General features: G+C 38.7%; 16 protein-coding genes, 1 other RNA gene and 1 pseudogene. 3 read left to right on the top strand and 15 right to left on the bottom strand.

Annotation, left to right across the window (positions count from 1 at the left end; translation table 11 throughout):
- Nucleotides 1-2 precede the first annotated feature (2 nt).
- The 7 genes from EL079_RS08455 to EL079_RS08425 form a co-directional block, all read right to left on the bottom strand.
- Nucleotides 3-350, bottom strand: a complete 348-nt coding sequence (locus EL079_RS08455; RefSeq protein WP_003030591.1) for a hypothetical protein — start codon at nucleotides 348-350, stop codon at nucleotides 3-5.
- A 123-nt stretch (nucleotides 351-473) separates the two neighbouring features.
- Complete coding sequence (locus EL079_RS08450; RefSeq protein ID WP_003030575.1) at nucleotides 474-1,043, bottom strand: TetR/AcrR family transcriptional regulator; 570 nt, start codon at nucleotides 1,041-1,043, stop codon at nucleotides 474-476.
- A 362-nt stretch (nucleotides 1,044-1,405) separates the two neighbouring features.
- Nucleotides 1,406-1,492: signal recognition particle sRNA small type (gene ffs / locus EL079_RS08445), an RNA gene on the bottom strand.
- Nucleotides 1,493-1,523: 31 nt separating this feature from the next.
- Entirely contained in the window at nucleotides 1,524-2,066 is a 543-nt protein-coding gene (locus tag EL079_RS08440) for a hypothetical protein (RefSeq protein ID WP_003030614.1), read from the bottom strand.
- Complete coding sequence (tadA, locus tag EL079_RS08435) at nucleotides 2,063-2,530, bottom strand: tRNA adenosine(34) deaminase TadA (RefSeq protein ID WP_003030599.1); 468 nt, start codon at nucleotides 2,528-2,530, stop codon at nucleotides 2,063-2,065. The genes EL079_RS08440 and tadA overlap by 4 nt, the downstream gene beginning before the upstream one ends.
- 11 nt (nucleotides 2,531-2,541) lie before the next feature.
- Nucleotides 2,542-3,441, bottom strand: coding sequence for a restriction endonuclease (locus EL079_RS08430; RefSeq protein ID WP_003030577.1), 900 nt, complete (start codon nucleotides 3,439-3,441; stop codon nucleotides 2,542-2,544).
- Between the two features lie 270 nt (nucleotides 3,442-3,711).
- The gene (locus EL079_RS08425; protein WP_003030580.1) at nucleotides 3,712-5,004 is read right to left on the bottom strand and encodes an adenylosuccinate synthase; all 1,293 of its coding nucleotides are present in this window, start codon (nucleotides 5,002-5,004) and stop codon (nucleotides 3,712-3,714) included.
- 289 nt (nucleotides 5,005-5,293) lie between these two features.
- Here EL079_RS08425 and gshAB point away from each other — a divergent pair, with 289 nt between their 5' ends.
- Nucleotides 5,294-7,546 (top strand): bifunctional glutamate--cysteine ligase GshA/glutathione synthetase GshB, encoded by a 2,253-nt coding sequence (gshAB, locus tag EL079_RS08420; protein ID WP_018543606.1) that lies wholly within the window; start codon nucleotides 5,294-5,296, stop codon nucleotides 7,544-7,546.
- Between the two features lie 54 nt (nucleotides 7,547-7,600).
- Here the strand turns inward: gshAB and EL079_RS08415 are convergent, their stop codons facing one another.
- The 8 genes and pseudogenes from EL079_RS08415 to EL079_RS08380 form a co-directional block, all read right to left on the bottom strand.
- Entirely contained in the window at nucleotides 7,601-8,461 is an 861-nt protein-coding gene (locus EL079_RS08415) for an arginase family protein (RefSeq protein ID WP_003030603.1), read from the bottom strand.
- Between the two features lie 18 nt (nucleotides 8,462-8,479).
- On the bottom strand, nucleotides 8,480-9,058 hold the full coding sequence (locus EL079_RS08410) for a YczE/YyaS/YitT family protein (RefSeq protein ID WP_003030585.1): 579 nt from the start codon (nucleotides 9,056-9,058) through the stop codon (nucleotides 8,480-8,482).
- Nucleotides 9,059-9,084: 26 nt separating this feature from the next.
- On the bottom strand, nucleotides 9,085-10,566 hold the full coding sequence (locus tag EL079_RS08405; RefSeq protein ID WP_003030601.1) for a glycoside hydrolase family 1 protein: 1,482 nt from the start codon (nucleotides 10,564-10,566) through the stop codon (nucleotides 9,085-9,087).
- Between the two features lie 12 nt (nucleotides 10,567-10,578).
- Entirely contained in the window at nucleotides 10,579-11,910 is a 1,332-nt protein-coding gene (locus tag EL079_RS08400; RefSeq protein WP_003030593.1) for a glucose PTS transporter subunit IIA, read from the bottom strand.
- Nucleotides 11,889-12,431, bottom strand: coding sequence for a PTS transporter subunit EIIB (locus EL079_RS08395; RefSeq protein WP_022524353.1), 543 nt, complete (start codon nucleotides 12,429-12,431; stop codon nucleotides 11,889-11,891). The genes EL079_RS08400 and EL079_RS08395 overlap by 22 nt, the downstream gene beginning before the upstream one ends.
- A 164-nt stretch (nucleotides 12,432-12,595) precedes the next feature.
- Nucleotides 12,596-13,432: a MurR/RpiR family transcriptional regulator gene (locus EL079_RS08390; protein ID WP_003032648.1), complete on the bottom strand. Its 837-nt coding sequence runs from the start codon at nucleotides 13,430-13,432 to the stop codon at nucleotides 12,596-12,598.
- A 55-nt stretch (nucleotides 13,433-13,487) separates the two neighbouring features.
- Nucleotides 13,488-14,045 (bottom strand): GNAT family N-acetyltransferase, encoded by a 558-nt coding sequence (locus EL079_RS08385; RefSeq protein ID WP_003032642.1) that lies wholly within the window; start codon nucleotides 14,043-14,045, stop codon nucleotides 13,488-13,490.
- 122 nt (nucleotides 14,046-14,167) lie between these two features.
- Nucleotides 14,168-14,419 (bottom strand): annotated as a pseudogene (locus tag EL079_RS08380) (alcohol dehydrogenase); the annotation flags it as partial.
- Between the two features lie 287 nt (nucleotides 14,420-14,706).
- Here EL079_RS08380 and EL079_RS08375 point away from each other — a divergent pair.
- Nucleotides 14,707-15,525 (top strand): membrane protein, encoded by an 819-nt coding sequence (locus EL079_RS08375; RefSeq protein WP_026248193.1) that lies wholly within the window; start codon nucleotides 14,707-14,709, stop codon nucleotides 15,523-15,525.
- Nucleotides 15,526-15,542: 17 nt separating this feature from the next.
- Nucleotides 15,543-16,814 (top strand): toxic anion resistance protein, encoded by a 1,272-nt coding sequence (locus EL079_RS08370; protein ID WP_003032650.1) that lies wholly within the window; start codon nucleotides 15,543-15,545, stop codon nucleotides 16,812-16,814.
- Nucleotides 16,815-17,012: the final 198 nt, after the last annotated feature.

Raw genomic sequence — 17,012 nt, 5'->3', positions numbered from 1 at the left:
TTTTATTTCCAAAATTTAAATGATATCCATAGTACTAGCGCAATAGTCACAATGAAGCTTATTGCCATCACAATAACATCCATATTAGGCAGACTGTAAATATAAACCATAATAGCTACTGCCGCCAGCCAAATCCCTACAATTTGATAGATAAATGATAATTGAGGCACTATACAGAGACCTATTGCAAGCAAAATCAGACCACCAGTCGCAAATGACATAAAATCAGGATTTGCTAGACTAACAGACACTTTGGTAGTTCCCCAAATAATCACTAAAATACCGATTAATGCTAGGCTAAGACCACTAATGGTTAATCCGTTCATTTGTTTTCCTCCATTCGTATTCATGCTTTTCCTCCTTTTATTTTAAAATTTGAGTGATTACGTAATAGCCAATTCAGAAAAAATCTTGAATGAACAAATAATTATATTCATTCATTTTTTGTTTAAAAAATAAAGAATCGCAATCCTTTATTTAAAAAGTCCTTTAACAAAGTAAGTCGCCAAGGTTTCAATGGTTTGACTGATATGAGGGAAAGCCTCTTCAGTGATATGGGTATCCATATAGTAGAAAAGCTGATAAACCTGCAGCACTTCTTGGATTTTTTCTTGAGAATAACCCTCCGCCAGCATACGATTGGTAAAGATTTCCACTAAAAACTGATGAAATGGATTCGCGTCCTTGCCTTTTTCCGAAGAATAATAGCTATGCAGCTCATCAGAAATAGCCGGGTTATACCATTCTGCCAGAATTTTACTGGATGAAACGAGATTTCGCGACTGACTAAAAATCTGCCCGACGAGCTCGACCGCATCTCCTTGCCAATCAATATCGTCTCTCATTGCTTGACGCACACGGTTATTTTCATCAATATAAACATCCAGAAAAATGGCTTCCTTGGAGTCATAATAGTTGTAAAAAGAACCAACTGCCATGCCAGCTTGCTTGGCAATCTCAGAAATTCCTGTTGCCTTATAACCTTTTCTTGAAAAAATGACATAGGCAGCAGATTTTAATCTTTGTTTTTTGTCTTGCGACATGATGAACTCCTTCCTAAGTAGTGTATACTGATATAATATGAATGAATGTAAAATATTATTCATTCATATTATAGAGCACTATCAGTTTTTTGTCAATAGTGTCCTTAAAAAGAAACTTTAGAAAGATTCTAATATTTGTTGGCTCCAATCCTCAGTAATCACAGCCACATACTTGACTTATAGGCAATGGGTTGTGTAAATAGCTAAAATATTAATAAGCCAGAAGCATTTAATATTGTTTTCCCATTAATTAGACACCATAAGCGATATTCTAGAACCACTACTTCAAAGCTTAGTTTTTGTTCCTGCTTAAAATACATTATTTGACTATACTAAACTTCGTTCTCTAATCCCATTCTTCAAAATAAAAAGAGCACACAATTCACACTCGCTTAGGGCTGCTGGATTCCTCCCCTGACCCGCTTCACGCAGAATTGTTGCTCCGATAAGTATTATACCATAAATTTGTTTCTATGCCAATTAAGATTTTCCCTTCATCCAAAAAGAAAGGAAAAATAAACAGATAAATAAACCTAGAATCGCTGGCACCACAATTGTTAAACCAGCTCTCCCACTATCTAGATAAGACCAGAGGATTTTCAAAAAAGCTGTAAGAATCAAAAGTATTGCCAACAATTTCCAACTATGGAGCCAAGTTGCTCTAATCAGGAGCAGAAAGAAACTAATCACCAAAAAGACAAATAAAATTTTTTTGAGATTCCAATCCGCTTGTAAAAAATCTTGCTCATAAGTTAGAAACTCTTTTACCAAAGGAGAAGTCGTCTTTGGTTCCCAAAACCAAATCATACTGGTAAAAAGAGCAAAGATGCTAGCAGAAATTCCAAGAAGGCTCTTTCGATAGGAAAAATAGATAATCGGTAAAATGAGAATCGGACGGATATACCAAGATAGCTGATTTTGATGACGTGTGAAAGCCCAAGCTTGAAATTCTACATTCCCTATCAGCAACCCAATAAACAACAATGTCAAAAGAAAGAATAAAATACTTAGCCAACGTTTCATCTCTGTCTCCTCTTTCTAAAAAAATCTTGCATCATCTGAGCACATTCTACCTCCAAAATCCCAGTTTCCAGTTCAACTCGGTGATTAAGACGTTCATCTGTTAGAATATCATAGAGGCTACCGGCAGCACCAAATTTTTGATTTTTTGCTCCGTAGATAACCTGCGGAATGCGAGCTAGACCAATGGCACCGCTACACATGACACAAGGCTCAATAGTGACAAATAGAGTCGTATCTAGCAAGCGCCAGCTTTTTTCATGAGCGTTTGCCTTTTCAATCGCCATCACCTCAGCATGCATGACAGCGCGCTGCAATTCCTCACGTGCATTGTGCCCACGACCGATAATTTCCCCGTTCTTGACAATGACACAGCCAATCGGAATTTCATCATTAACAAGCGCAATCTCTGCTTCTTTCAAAGCCTCCCGCATAAAAAATTCTTTTTCTTCAACTGTATAGTTCATCTTTTAACCGTCTAATCCTCTGTATGATAAAAATCTCCTAATTCATAAGTCGTGACTTCCCTAACATGAAGTTTATATTTGGCAACTAGATCCGCAATATCTTCTCCATTGATTAAAGTAATGACTCTAGTTCCTTGACGAGCTGCTTCAATGGCACTTCTTGAAAAATCAGAAGTTGTAATAAAAATACCATATTCTGCATTGTATTTATCCATTGCACCGCGGAATTTATCAATCTCCGGAGAAGGAACATTGTTTTCCCAACGCTTTGCTTGGATAGCTACACGATTGGTTCTGAAGTCATCTGTACTAGTAATATAGCCAAAGCCATCTAAACCACCATCATTAGTATAACTAACCCCAATTTTTTCATCTAGTTTGACACCCATCTCCTTGACTAGACCACGAGCAAAAGTTTCAAATTTTTGTGGTGACATAGATTTTAAAGCTCTTGTCAACTCAACTCTCCAATTTTCTTTTGAGTCATCTAGTGAATGTTTTAGTTCCTTTTCAAAGGATAACTTGAAGAATTGTTTTGACTTCTTCTCATTTTTCCAAAATTGAATGGCTTTCCGTTGAATATCGCTAGCAAAATGCTCATCCAGTTTCACTTTTCTACCTAATTCTGTCAATTCAAAAGTCGATTGCTTTGGTTTAGAAAGATAGCCCGTGATAAGCAAACTTTTGGCAGAAAAATTAAAAGTGTAATCACTAGGTTTATAAATTTTTCCACTTTTTTGAGACACTTTTTCTTCCTCAAAAAAATTCTCATCTATCGTATTTTCTCCCTTTTTAATGGCATCTAGCAACTCTCGTTTGGTTGCATAGCCACCTAGCTTTTTTAAATTCCTGATAATTTCACTTATCATTATTTTTTCCTGTTCTTTATTAGACAAATCTGCAAAGTTCATCATTTATCTCCTTTGTTCTCCATTTATTATATCATGTTATAAACCCGAAAATATAAAAAAAGCCACCTTTCGATGGCTTTCAGGAGATTATTATGAAAAAGTTTAGGATTTCTATCAAATAAAGTTAGGAGGTCTTCATCTGATGATGTTAGTATAAACCCGCTAGCTTAAAATTAACTTAAGAAGAGACGTATTATTTAAAAATTTTTAAATTCTTTGTTTTTTACGCATAAAAAGCGAGCTTGAACTCGCTTCCGACTATAATTTCTATTACAAACTTGACCAAACGCTTTCTAAAATATTAGTTTGTTCACGACCTGGTCCAACAGAGAAAGTGGAAATGCGGACACCGACCAATTCACTGACACGGCGGACGTAGTTGCGGGCATTTTCTGGCAACTCTTCTAAACTGCGAACACCTGTAATGTCTTCTGACCAACCTGGTAATTCTTCATAGATTGGTTTGCAGCGTTTGAGTTGCTCTAAACTAGCTGGGTAATGGTCAATACGTTCACCGTCTAGGTCGTAAGCTACACAGATTTTAACTATATCCAGTCCCGTCAAAACGTCAATTGAATTGAGAGAAAGGTTTGTAATCCCAGACACACGGCGACTGTGACGCATAACAACCGAATCAAACCAACCAACACGACGAGGACGCCCTGTGGTCGTTCCATATTCATGTCCAACTTCACGAATGCGGTTGCCTACTTCATCAAACAGTTCTGTAGGAAATGGTCCGTCACCAACACGACTGGTATAGGCTTTGCAAACCCCAACAACCTTGTCAATTTTGCTTGGACCCACACCGGAACCAATCGTCACACCACCTGCAACAGGATTGGAAGAGGTAACAAATGGATAAGTGCCCTGGTCAATATCTAGCATCACTCCCTGCGCCCCCTCAAAAAGGACACGTTTACCTTGATCAAGAGCGTCGTTCAAGATAACCGACGTATCTGTCACGTATTGTTTAATCTGTTGACCATAAGCGTAGTATTCTTCAAAAATATCGTCAAATTGGATAGCTGTGCTGTCGTAGAGTTTTTCAAAGAGACGATTTTTTTCAGCTAAGTTGCGCTCCAAACGTTCTCTGAAAATATCTTTATCCAACAAATCCGCAATGCGGATTCCCACGCGAGCTGCTTTGTCCATATAAGCTGGACCAATCCCCTTGATAGTCGTTCCGATTTTGTGATCACCTTTGGCTTCTTCTTGCAGACGGTCCAACTCGATATGATAAGGAAGAATCACATGTGCACGATCTGAAATGCGCAGATTATCTGTTGTGACATCTTCGCCATGCAAATAAGCTAATTCATTTACCAAAGATTTTGGATTGACTACCATTCCATTTCCGATAACAGAGATTTTCTCTGGGAAGAAAATACCTGACGGAATCAAGTGCAATTTATACTTTTTACCGTCAATTACAATGGTGTGACCGGCATTGTCTCCGCCTTGATAACGGGCAATAACTTCGGCATTAGCTGAAAGGAAATCTGTAATCTTTCCTTTTCCTTCATCTCCCCACTGGGTTCCTACAACTACAACTGATGTCATAATCTTGTCTGAGCTAAGCGCTCGTCCTTTCTTGTCTACATGGCAGGAGTTTCACCTGCAATTATGTCTTACACTCTATTATAAGAAAAATTCCTTCTTTTTTCAAGATAAGACTATCGCAGTTGTTTGCAAATGACGAAGTTTGAGGCCCCCTCTTTTGGAAAATTCTTATCCTATCTAAAATAGAATCGTTTTCTTTTAAAAAAGGTTCGGAAAACGTAGTAGAAATTTGTTTTCTGAGCATTTTTATAATAGACTAAAAGTATTAGAAAACAAACAGGTATTTCTCATGAACATCAATCACTTATTCGAAAAATTAGCAGCAGATGCACCTATTTTACAAGCTACTTTCGGGTTGGAAAGGGAGGGCTTGCGCGTCAATCAAGACGGGAAATTAGCGCAAACTTCTCACCCTCAAGCATTTGGCAGTCGCAATTTTCATCCGACAATTCAGACCGATTTTAGTGAGCAGCAATTAGAACTCATCACCCCGATTGCAACTTCTACAAAAGAAGCAAGGCGTTTTCTCGCTGCTATTACCGATGTAGCTGGACGCACCATTCCCAAAAACGAAGTGATTTGGCCACTCTCTATGCCCCCAAAATTATCGCCAGCAGAAATTCAAATCGCTCATTTAGAAAATGATTTTGAGCGCCATTATCGAGAGGGGTTGGCGAAAAAATATGGAAAAACACTACAAGCTATCTCAGGCATTCACTACAATGTGGAATTGGGATCCGACTTGATTCAAGCCCTTTTCAAGGTCAGTGATTACCAAAATATCCGTCTTTTTAAAAATGACCTCTATCTTAAATTGGCTCGAAACTTTTTACGGTTCCGCTGGTTTCTGACTTATTTATACGGGGCAGCACCAATTGCTGAAGAAGGGGGTTTGACGAGAAAGATTTCTCAGCCTATACGCTCTATCCGCAACAGTGATTTGGGATATGTAAATGATAAAAAGATTCACATTTCCTATGCTTCACTAGAGTCTTATGTGAGCGATATAGAGAAATACGTGGTACAAGGCGATTTAATTGCCGAGAAAGAATGCTACACACCCGTCCGCTTCCGTGGGCAAAAAGAAAATCGGCGTTACTTGGAAAAAGGCATTACCTATTTGGAATTCCGCTGCTTTGACCTCAATCCTTTTGAGGTGCTGGGAATCAGCCAAGAAACTATGGACACGGTTCATCTCTTTTTGCTTGCCTTGCTCTGGCTAGATGATATAGCAGACCCTGATGAAATCCTAGAGCAAGCTCATGATCTAAATGAAAAAATCGCTCTTAGCCACCCTCTGACTCCTTTGCCTGTTGAAGCTGATAGTGATCTGATCCTTAGAGCCATGCAAGCTGTCATCCACCAGTTCGGATTAAGCTCCTATTATCAAGACCTGCTTCATCATGTGAAAGATGCAGTTGCTAATCCCAGTCTGACCCTTTCTGCCCAGCTCTTGCCTTATGTTTATAACCAATCCTTAGAAGCCTTTGGTTTGGAAAAAGCTAAAGAATATCACCACTACGCCTGGACTGCTCCATACGCTCTGAAAGGCTACGAGGAAATGGAACTCTCTACCCAGATGCTGCTCTTTGATGCGATTCAAAAAGGGTTGCAGGTCGAAATATTGGACGAAAGTGACCAGTTTTTAAAACTTCAACATAAAGATCACATCGAGTATGTCAAAAATGGCAATATGACCTCAAAGGACAACTATATCGTGCCTCTTGCGATGGCAAATAAGACGGTGACTAAGAAAATTTTATCTGCTACTGGTTTTCCTGTTCCTGCTGGAGCTGAATTCTCCACTCTGGAAGAAGGGCTAGCTTACTATCCCCTTATCAAAAATATGCCGATTGTTGTCAAACCCAAATCCACCAACTTCGGGTTAGGAATTTCTATTTTTCAGGAACCAGCCAGCAGAAACAGTTACCAAAAAGCATTGGAAATTGCCTTTTCAGAGGACAGCTCTGTCCTTGTCGAAGAATTTATCGCAGGAACCGAGTACCGTTTCTTTGTCCTAGACGGCAAATGTGAGGCGGTGCTTCTGCGCTTAGCAGCCAATGTTGTAGGAGACGGTCAGCACACCATTCGAGAACTGGTAGCTTTTAAAAATACCAATCCCCTACGAGGGCGCGACCATCGCTCTCCACTGGAAATGATTGAGCTTGGTGAGATTGAGCTACTCATGCTAGCCCAGCAAGGTTATAAAGCAGATGATGTCCTACCGCAAGGAATTCAAGTTTTTCTTCGCCGTAATTCTAATATTTCTACTGGTGGAGACTCAGTAGATGTGACTGAAACCATGCACACCTCCTATAAGGAACTAGCAGCAGAAATGGCAGCTGCTATGGGAGCTTGGGTCTGTGGCGTGGATTTAATTATCCCAGATAGCACACTTCCAGCCAGCAAAAATGAGCCCCACTGCACCTGCATTGAGCTGAATTTCAATCCATCCATGTATATGCACACTTATTGCGCAGAAGGTCCCGGTCAAAGCATTACACCTAAAATTTTGGCCAAACTTTTCCCAGAAATCCATTAAATACTAAATACACTGTAAAACGAGCTGAAAACAACAGCTCGTTTTTTAGGTAAATCAACGAAAAATAGAAATATTCGATAGTGCTTTTCTAAGATTAATAGCATCCCACGGTAAATGCTCTGCAATGGTCAATCCAACAAGATTTGTCTGTTGTTCCAAATCTTGAAAAACACGAACAACCTGATCCAGATATAATTCACCAACTGCCGCTGGAAAATCCTCCACCCGAGTCCCTGGTTCAGCGGGATAGATTGAGCGAAAATCCTTTGGAGTTAGGACATCTAAATCAAAGTGGACAGCAAGAAATTCAATATTTTCTTGTTCAATCCAATCTAATAACGGCTGGCTATTGATCTGCAAATCTTCCGGTGTTGCATAGCGAATCTGGTGTCGATAAACTCCGTCATCTAAAGGACGCAACTCTTTTTCAATCAGACCTGCATACATAATCTTAGATGATGAGAGAGGATATGGTATCTGATTAGCAAAAGAAGGAGCCCCTTCTCCTATGAGATTTCCCAAAACCATTTCATGCAAGTGGCTCGTCTGTCCTACCTTTGCAATATCAGGATGAGCATCCAGCCAGAGAATTCCTAGATTTTCCCTATACTTATTAGCTAGATAAGCAAACGGAGCGAGTGAAACAGCACAATCTCCACCATAGGTGATTACTTTATCTGGATTCTTATCCTTCAAGAAATGACTAGCCGCCTGAGTTTGTTGCATCAAAGCGGCAAAATAATCAACCCCTTGCTCTGTTTGAAGTGGAGCATCAAAATCTTTAGAAACAGCAACTGTAACCATTTCATCTACTTCTGAAGGGGGTGCAATCACCGCTAGCAATTCAGCTCCCAACACATAATTAGGATTAACCCCACCTTGCCATTGGGGAAATAACATGCGTAAAGTTGCCATAAAAGTCTCCTTTCTGTTTTATCTTAACGAAATATGATGACGACAATAATCAATAATAGGACCAAGGGCAAAAGCCATTATAGCGGTTCCAATATGAATAGGACCACCCAGAACATAAGCCAGCAAAGCCACCGTAGTATCCAGAAAAACCCTAAAATAGAATGGTTTCTTCTTCCATTTCTTGCTTAAAATATAAGCAAAACAATCATAAGGGACAAGACCGTTCCCAGATTCCATATAAATAGCCATTCCAAAAGCAAGTATTACTAATCCAAATCCAAAAACTAAAAGAGTTAGTACAAAACCTACAAAAAAGAAATATTGGAGAAAACTATTGAAGAACTGAAGAAGAAAACCAAATGATAGAATTGCTAACAAACTTCCCCAACCAAGAAGCTTCTTGTCAAGCAAAACAACCAATATTCCAAAGGAAGCCTGAAGAAGTAGACTTGTTATGCCGATTGAAAGATTAAAAAGGTGAGATAAGGCATGGATTATTGCATTGACAGGATCAATTCCTAAACCCGTTTTTCGGCAAAGTGCTGTTCCAAACGCCATTAAACTTAATCCTAAAAATAGATAGAGAAATCGTTTCATTTTTTCCTTTCTGTTGACAATTCAGGCTATTTCAAGTCATCCATCACCGACTGTCCATTACTAGAGATTACCTGTTGATACCAATTAAATGAAGCTTTTTTCATCCGTGTGAAATCCCCACTGCCATTATCGTGACGGTTGACATAGATGAACCCATATCGCTTATACAACTCCCCAGTCCCAACACTAACCAGATCAATTGGTCCCCAAGTAGTGTAACCAATCAAAGGAACCCCATCAGAAATTGCCTTACCCATCTCTTTTATATGGCTTTCTAAATAAGCAATTCTATCAGAATCCTTGATGCTACCATCTTTCTCTACATGATCAATTGCACCAAAGCCATTTTCAACTACCATTATAGGGAGATTGGGATAGCGCTCTGCAATGAGATTTAGCGTATATCGAAGACCTTGCGGGTCAATATGCCATCCCCATTCACTTAAAGAAAGATAGGGATTGCGAACGCCACCTGTCACATTTCCCCCTACACGTTCTGCATGAGGGTCCGTACTGACACAATTAGTCAAATAGTATGAAAAAGTGTAAAGATCTACTTTCCCTTCTTGAAGAAGTTTTTTATCTTCAGAAAGGATATATGAGGTGTCAACACCTAACTTCTCCAACTCCTTCAAAGCATAGTTTGGGTATTCTCCTCTGACCATGACATCTCCACAAAAATCATTAAACATACGACTTTGAAGCTGGCAAGCCAATACATCACTAGGATTACATGTCAAAGGATACCATGTAATACGGTTAATCATACATCCGATAACAAAGTTAGGATTTATTTGATGCCCAATCATCACAGCATGTGCAGATGCCAAAAATTGATGATGAAGAGCTTCGAAGCGTTCTTGAGGAACATCTTTCAAGTTAGAAATAGGGATTGGTTCCTTGCTTTGTAAATCCTGTTCTTGAACAAGACCCAATCCATTTAAAGCACCTTCTGCAAGCGTTGCTACATTGATTTCGTTGAAAGTGAGCCAATATTTAACTTTATCCTTATATCTCTTAAAACAAGTCTCTGCATAACGGACATAGAAATCAATAACCTGACGAGAAGCAAAGCCCTTATATTTTACGACCAAATTCCAAGGAATTTCATAGTGACTCAAAGTCACCAGTGGCTGAATTCCATATTTGAGGCATTCATCAAATAGATCATCGTAGAATTGTAATCCCTTTTCGTTTGGTTCCGAATCATCTCCATTAGGGAAAATACGAGCCCAACTAATTGATGTTCGAAACACCTTAAATCCCATTTCTCCCATCAACTGAATATCCTCTTTATAACGATGATAGAAATCAATTGCATTATGACTTGGGTAGTAAGTATTTTCCATAATTACTGGTGAGAATTTTCTTGGCTTATCCTTAGTTCCCCCAGTAATCATATCTGCTGTCGAAAGTCCTTTTCCATCTTCTAGATAAGCTCCCTCTACTTGATTGGCAGCCACAGCTCCCCCCCATAAAAATTCTTTTGGAAACGTTATTTTTTGCATGTTATCATACTCCTATACACTTAACTCAATGATATCTTGACCAATAGAAATTTGTCCACTAGCTAACGACTTTATGTCAGAAAAATCATGACTATTCGTAATAATAATCGGTGTAATAATTTCTTTCCCTGCACTCTGAATGGCATCTAAGTCTGCTTCCATTAGCAAATCCCCTTTCTTGATGCTTTGCCCTGCTTGAACATGAACAATAAAAGGTGCACCTTTCAGTTCTACAGTATCCAATCCCAGATGAATCATAACTTCTGCTCCATCTAAACTTCTCAAACCAAGAGCATGTTTCGTCTCAAATACTAGCTCAACCGAACCATCAAATGGTGAAACTACCTTTCCCTGACTTGGACGAATAGCAATTCCCTCTCCCATCACTTTGGAAGAGAAAACAGGATCCGGTACATCACTTAGAGGAATAATTTCTCCTGTCAAAGGGCTAGAAATTACTTGATTTGCTAAAATCTGAGTAACTAATTTTTCATTTTCTTCCAGATTATTAGTCTCTGAAATACTTTCTGACGGAATATCATCAAAACCAAGCAAATAAGTCAAGACAAAGCCAACAACGCTGGCTACCAAACTACTGATAATGAAGTACAGAAAAGTTTTTCCTAAAAAGAGAGGTATACCAGCAATCGGTCCAGTTCCCATTCCCAAAGCTTGTACTTTAAAGAATCCAGCAATTCCGCCTCCAATTGCTCCCCCAATAGACACAGCAATCAATGGTTTTTTCAGACGAGACGTAACACCATATAGAGCAGGCTCTGTAATTCCAATAAAAGCGTTTAAGGCAGCAGTCCCCGCGAGAGCTTTAAACTCTTTATTTTTAGTTTTCGTGTAAACTGCAAGAGTTGCACCTGCCTGTGCAGAATTGGAAGCAACTGTCAGCCCCATAAGATAATCTACACCAAATTTAGACAGAGATTGAATCATAACAGGTGAGAACCCAACATGCATGCCTGTAATAACCAAAAACGGATAGAGGGCACCAAATACAACACCAGCTAACCAGCCATAAGACAGATAAAAATTGATAAAAACAGACCCAATCCCATTACCGATAATCGTTCCAAGCGGTCCAAGTATTGCAAGAATAATTGGAGACACTAATAAAATCGTTAGTAAAGGAACTAGAATAGTCTGAAGAATCTTAGGAATGATTCTTTTTAACAGTTTCTCAACGTAGATTTGAATCCAAACTCCGAGGATAATTGGCAATACACTAGAAGCATAACTGGCAGCTGTAAACGGAATTCCAAAGAAATGAAGAGTATTTTCCCCCGAAAAAAGAGCGATAAGATTAGGGTGAACTAAGATACCCGCAATGGACATCGCAATGTAAGGATTAACCTTAAAACGATTAGCGGTCGAATTGCCAATAATATAGGAATGAAATAAAAGGCAGCATCTGAAAAAATATTCAAAAGCTGATAAGTATCCGATTTCGTAGATGCCCAGCCATAGAACATGAGAAATATTAGAATCCCCTTAAGCAAACCAGCACCAATAATTGCTGGAATTATAGGAACAAATATCCCTGAGAGAGTATCTAGGAAGCGATCAACAAGACTTCCTTTAACCTCTTCTTCCTGTGTTCCTTGTGATGAGAGGGAAAACAAATCATTAAAATTTGAATAAACCGCTGTTACTTTTCCTCCGAGAATTACCTGAAATTGATTTCCAACTGTATTAACACCCAAAACCCCCGAGAGAGCGGCGATATTGTTTTTTTGAATCTTCTCTTCGTCTTTAAAAGATAGACGAAGACGAGTGACACAGTGAGTAACTGAGAGAAGGTTGTCCTCTCCCCCCACCAAGTCAAGAATTTTTTGAGCAAGTTCTTTATCAGTCATGTAGCGATACTCCTTTTTTTATTAAAGCGCTTTTATACGTATATATTATAAAAATAGTTTCTCTGCTACAAGGTCTTTTGCCCATTTTGAACTTAGCATACCAATATTCTTCATTTATGTGTCTGAATTTGAAACACTTGGTTCAAATTAAAAAGAACAAGAAATCAAGTTCTCATTCTTTTATTTGCCACTTTCAAAGCATTGCTAACATGCGTATCAAAATCAACCACCATTAAAGAGGTAAAAATTATATCAATAATAACACTCATGGATAAAACCGGATAAATTACTTCTAAACTTAAAATAGCATCTTTCTGAAAAATAGGAATGTATTCTTGACAATACGAAGACAAACCATTTTCAATTATTCCGCCTATTCCAAAGATATCCTGATTAAACTTTTTTAGATAATCAGCTATTTCAATCATCAGTGGATTCTCGCCAGTTAAGGATAGAATAATTGCTACTGTAGACTTGGTATCAATTGAGTGAATATAGTGTTCATTGATTGTCGTATGAACTGAACAACTGATTCCTAGATATTGAAGTTTAAAAGCTAGATTTCGCGCACAAACCTCTGTCACACCTACTCCATAAATATCCACATGAGAAGTCCGTTTCAGCTTTTGCACAATTCTAGTTAGCACTTGAGGTTTTAGTAAAAGCTTTGTTTGACTGATAACATTATCATATAAACCAGGAACGATGGCAATGACATCTTTAACAGTCGTATTCTGATGAATGTAATTTTTTTCCAGAATTAGCTGAATCCTCTTTTTTTCATTATATTCATTCGTTAAACTACGTTTGAATGCTTCATAGCCAGAAAAACCCAGTTTCTTACAGAAACGAAAAACACTCCCCTTACTAGTGAAAGAAGCCCGACCTAGTTCACTTGCTGTCATTTCCTGTACTTGAAATAGATTAGCTAATATGAAATTGGCTATTTCTTTCTCTGCCTGTGTAAAGGTCGCCTGATCTTCAAGTTGATCTAATAACATTTAATTACCTTCTTATTCTCTAAAATCATCCATTTCCTCTATGCACTATGATAATCTACTCCCAGTCTCTTCCATGACCGTGTTTGATTTCAAATTCAAAATAACCATCTTCTTGAATCTTTTTGAAAATGTCCCGATAGGCTTCTTCATCAAAAAACGGTCCTTTATAAAGAATTTCAAAACTTAAACCGTCGTATTCTAAGTAGGCATGTGAAGAGCGAAAGCCGTTTCGCTGGTAGAAATCCATACGAGCTTTTCGCTGTTCCAGATTATCACAAGGCTCGTCAAGGCGTTCCACCTCTAAAACCATGGTTCTTTGATAAAAATCCACCAACTTATCAATAATTTTGCCACCATAACCGTGGCTGCGCAAATGAGGCATAATCGCAAAAAAGCTGATATAAAAGGCTTTGTCATTGTAGACTGAAAAGGCAAAACCGACAAATTCATTCTCATCATAAAAGGCAAAGAAATGAGAAAATTCTCCATCTCCATATCGCAGCAGCTCTGATAGCGGTGCACGCTCCTCCTCAGGAAAGGCTTCTATATTCAATTGCTCTACTTTTTCTAAATCCGGAAATTCAGCTGTAATAATCTGACTGGTTAAAGACATGATTTTCTCCCTTTTTAACTGCTTTTCTTTTATTTTATCAAAAATGAAGGTATTTGAGAACTATTGAACTAACATTCACCATCATAAAAGAGGCCGGATTATACCAACCTCTTTCAGAACTCTTAATTCATCACAATCATCGCTTTAATTGTTTTTCTGTCAGCCATATCTTTGTAAGCTTGGTCAATGTTTTCCAATTTGTAAGATTGAGTGAAAACTTTACCAGGATTGATTCGACCGTCTAGAACTGCTTTTAGCAAGATTTCTTTGTCATAAGTGGTACAAGAAGCCGGTCCGCCAGCCATTGCCAAGTTGACCATCCAGTAGTCACCGATATTGATGTCTCCTGTATGAGGCACACCGACGCGTCCGACAAATAGCATCTAGACGCGCAACTTCCTATACTTCCATTCTCCCCAGCTTCACAAATACTGCTGCTTTCATCTTATTGCTCCTTTCTCTATTAAAAAGATAAAACATTTACATTTTTATTATATACCTTGGAGTGCACTCTAAGCCAAGAAATTTTTAAAAAATCTTAGCAGTCCATGATTATTTTCAGCCAAACTTTTTATTAAAAATATCGTTCAGTTCCGTCTTTGATGCTTTTTTATGCTAAAATAGACTTAGAAATTTCAGAAGAAACGGGATTATAGAATTTATGTCCAGAAGAGATTATAGAAATGTACGTTCTAGAAGATGGATTGGTATATTGCTTATTTTTATCGCAGTTGGTATTATTATGCAGTACCTCATCCCGATCCTCTTTGCTGTCGGTATAGGCTGCGGAATTTACTACTATGCAACCCATCAGCCGAAAAAAATCACAGGACCTAGCGCCAGTCAGCAAGTTGAAGATTTGAAAGAGGAAATCGGTGCCGCAGATAGTCGAATCAAACAATTAGATGCTTATCTAGAAGAAAAGGCTTATGAAAAATACCAACAGTTAGCTGAACAGCTCTTACCTCAATTAAGCTATATCCAAAGTCGGACTGATACCTTGAAAAAACATATCTCACCTGAGATTTACCAGCGGATTCAACGGAAAGTGCAAGACGTAACAGCAGATATTCATGCTCAACTTTACAACCTCCGCACGCAAGATGCTGAGAGTACAAAGACAAGTCTTGAAGAATTAGCACCAGAATTGCTCGAAACCATTCACAATATCCAAACCGACCATGAAGCTATTCTCAAGAAAATTTCTCAGTCAGAAAGCAACAACAAGGAAGAATTAACTGCGATCCATCAATCTCAAATGGAGCATTATGAGGATATTTTGGAGGGCTACCTAAAAATCAAGGCTTCCCCGAAAGATTTTTACAATGCTGAGGAACGGCTCTCTAGTGCCAAAGCGACTATTGAGCAGTTTGATTTAGACTTGGATGAAACACTCCGTCAGCTCAACGAAGCTGACCTACGAGACTTTGATATCAGCTTGCGGATTTTAACTAAAAAAGAAACGAACACAGAACTATAACATCAAAAGGAGACCTTATGAGCCAAGAATTTAACTTCGACATTGACAAAATCGCTAACAATGCCATTACGAAAACGGATAAAACCACCGAGATTATTGAATCAACCAAAACTCAAGCAAACGGACAGATGAACTTTTTGGAGAAATTAACTCCTGAACAACAAAATGCTATCATAGCAAAAGCCCCTCAGTTGGTAGATAACTTTATTTCCGACCAAAATGCTCTTTTAGATTTTGGACAAGCCGCGGTCGAAGATGTTAATAACACTGTCAACCGTATTTTAGCCGAGCAAAAGAAACTTCAAATCCCACAAGTCGATGAATTGCTAAAAAACACTAATAAAGAGTTAAATGGTTTTGTTGCTAAGTACAAGGATGCTCAAATTGCAGAACTAGATAAAAAGCCAAATTTCTTAGAAAAACTCTTTAAACAAAGTAAGAATACCTTGCAAGAGTTCTATTTTGATTCACAAAATATCGAGCAAAAAATGGACGGAATGGCTGCTACTGTCGTCAAGCAAGAAGATGTACTCGCACGCAATATCGTTTCTGCTGAGATGTTGATTGAAGACAATACCAAATCCATTGAAAATCTAGTCGGTGTCATTTCCTTTATCGAAGCCAGTCAAAGAGAAGCTGGTGCGCGTGCCTTGACTCTTCAAAATGAAGTGGCACAATTAGATACCGCCACTCTAGATTACCAAACCAAATCACAAGAATTGGCCCGCTTGACTGAAGTTGTCAATACATTGGAACAGCAACACACTGAATACATCAGCCGTCTGTATGTTGCTTGGGCCACTACCCCGCAAATGCGTAATCTCGTGAAGGTGTCTTCTGATATGCGCCAAAAACTCGGCATGCTCCGTCGCAACACCATTCCGACCATGAAGCTCTCTATTGCTCAACTAGGTATTTTGCAACAATCAATGAAATCTGGTCAGGTAGCGGACGCCATTTCTAATGCCAACAATGCAGCGCTTCAAATGCTGGCTGAAACCAGCAAAGAAGTCATTCCACAAATGGAGAAAATCTCGCAGAATCCAACAATTGCAGTCGAATCTGTTACTAAGTTGGCTGAAAGCTTAGTTGCTCAAAACCAAGGTATTATCGAAGCCATTGACAAAGGACGGGAAAAACGCGCTCTCCTTGAAGCGACTGTTATCCAATCCGCTGAAACCATTAACGACTCTGTTAAACTACGCGACCAAAAGATTATCCAGGCTCTGCTAGATCAGGGAAAAGAAACTCAAAAAGAAGTGGATGAACGGACTACAAACGAAAGCTAATGGACTGGAAATAGAGTCTGAGACAAAAGTTTCCTAAATTCTTACGATATACTATTTTTTCATCGAAACGAAATAGGTGCTTGGTGGTTGTCACTCCTTGCTACGCAAAGAATGACAACAGCCTCGTCAACTATGCGGGGTGGGACAACAAAATCAATTTCTTACGAAATACCGATTTTTGTCCCGCTCCCTTTTCTT

The organism is Streptococcus anginosus (genome assembly GCF_900636475.1).
Lineage (GTDB): Bacteria > Bacillota > Bacilli > Lactobacillales > Streptococcaceae > Streptococcus > Streptococcus anginosus.
Note: the sequence above shows the minus strand (reverse complement) of the source record. Positions and strands in the feature narration are given on the sequence as shown.